Raw genomic sequence first — 2080 nt, 5'->3', positions numbered from 1 at the left:
AACCATCTGCGGATCGTGGCGTCCCTCGTAACTTATTCTCCCCATTTCAATTCTTTTTTAAGGTAATAGCAATAGCTCCCGTTAGTTGCGGCGAGCGGTCAGTTCAGATTCGTATTCTTCAATGATCGACCTCATGCTTTCTGCTGCACCATCGGGAAGCGGCAAAGGGCGATGGCTTTTAAGGATATGTTTCACCTCATCATAGGCGCGCTCCGTCAGGTTTTTGCCCCCCGTTTTTTCCAGCCAGGCGTCGCGTTTTCTACGATCGAACAGATTTGAACGCGACATTTTTTTCATATTATCATAGGTATGCTGGTGCGTGATATACTCACCACCAGGACCAACTTCTTTTATGACATCTAGCGCCATTTGATAGTTTAATTTCCCGAAATCAAAAGTCAACCCTGATTCAAGACACCCTGCACCATAAATAATATTTGCCCCTGCTAGGGCACTGATGGTTGTAGTGAGTCCTGCTTCATAGGCGGCCTGGGCATCGGGAAGTTTGCTGTCAGAATTTCCGCCTCCCACCCAGCAGGGGAGTTGATAGTATTGAGCGATCCTTGTCAGCCCGGCGCTGATTATTCCATACTCAGGTGTGCCTATTGCAGGGCCTGCGAAACGAAGGTCCATAATTGTGCTGCAGCTTGCATAAGTACATGGGGTTCCCTTTCGCGTCAACTGAGTCAATACAATAGCACTCAATACCTCGGCATTGTGTGTGATCAATGAACCCGCCAGGGTGGCTGGAGCGGTGGCACCTGAGAGGACCATGGAGACAGGGCTTACTCCAATCCCTGAGCTAGCGCATTCTATGATGACGTCAGTGCATGTGTGAACCAACTCAAGGGGGCTGGTAGGACAGACAAAGGCTGTTACAATCGGTCTTTGCCTGAGATTTTCCATGCCTCCAACACAGGCAGCCGCCATCTCGATGATCCTTTTGGCACTTTCACCATTATTGAAACCCAGGAAGATATGCTTTGTGGTATTGGTGGCCATTGCTTGAAAATTGTGCAGGGATTGGCTTTCAGAGTATTGATCCAGAGACCCGACGGCCCTTTCCACAACGGCTATTTCATCCAGATAGTCACAAACCCTGGTCGCGTCGGCCAGGTCCTTTTTTGTTGGTGACCTCAGTTCACGTGTATAGGGATCTATAAGTTGAATGCATTCACCAAACGTACTGAATCCCACTCGATGAGGTTCCACCTTGAAGTCATTCGCAGGATCCCGACCATACCAGGTTATAGTACGAGGAGCACATCGGATGCAGTCTTCCACAAGGTAAGATGGAAATTTTACGATGCCGTATCCGTTCATTTTTTCTATAAGCGCCCCGCCGCCATGGAAGATTTCAAGTGCTTTTTCCGACTCCACCTTTATTCCCACTTCATGGAGCACTTCCAGTGTCGCGTAATGAATGGTCTCTATCTCGTCGTCTGAAAAAATTTTCAATCCAAGCCCTGATACTGCATTCATACCGGTCTTAGGAATTCTCGCGTCCGCCATGGCCTTACTCCATACCCCACAAAGCCCCATCTCTGTTATTCAACATCACAGGCGCTTCCTTTCATATGGTTGCTTTAACGTTTAAGGAATAAAAATCCACTAGAATAATGTAGCAACAGTTGTCAAGGAAAAAATCGCACACGATTTCATTTTCAAGATGATCTTGCGAATTCACCTGAGATCAGTAATTTCCGGTTAGAAAATTGCTTATAGCCCGCTTATAATACCTCCACCTCAATTTGTCTGATGGATCGGTCCGCAGAGCCACCAAATTTTATCCATTGCCCTTCGCGTGACCTTGCCACGAAGACCGGTGAGGGATGCTAGTTAATGGCAAAATTTTTCTTGACAACGTCGTAGTATTATGGCTTTATGCTTTCATTACTTAAACGTTAAAGATAAACCCAAATTATGCGTTAACGGGTAAAAGGTTTTAGAATTTGTCTTCGAGTTGGACACACCGGTTATCTTGTTGCTGTTTTCCGGGGATAGTCCAACATGTATTGAGATTTTTTGGGTAAAGCAGATGAAGAAACGGCGCTTAGGACAAACTTATCCATTGTCTTTA

1 protein-coding gene is annotated in these 2080 nt (G+C 46.2%); it reads right to left on the bottom strand.

From position 1 onward, the window contains the following. Positions 1–81: 81 nt before the first annotated feature. Positions 82–1512 carry a trimethylamine methyltransferase family protein gene (locus JRI95_17200; GenBank protein MBW2063282.1) on the bottom strand — a complete coding sequence of 477 codons (1431 nt, stop codon included), beginning with the start codon at positions 1510–1512 and terminating at the stop codon, positions 82–84. Positions 1513–2080: the final 568 nt, after the last annotated feature.

This window comes from Deltaproteobacteria bacterium (genome assembly GCA_019308995.1).
Classification (GTDB): Bacteria; Desulfobacterota; Desulfarculia; order Adiutricales; family JAFDHD01; genus JAFDHD01.
This window is presented reverse-complemented; position numbering and strand designations above follow the sequence as displayed.

Coding starts and splice junctions, on each gene's coding strand:
- JRI95_17200 (MBW2063282.1), bottom strand. CDS start 1,512: ATGGCGGACGCGAGAATTCCTAAGACCGGTATGAATGCAGTATCAGGG.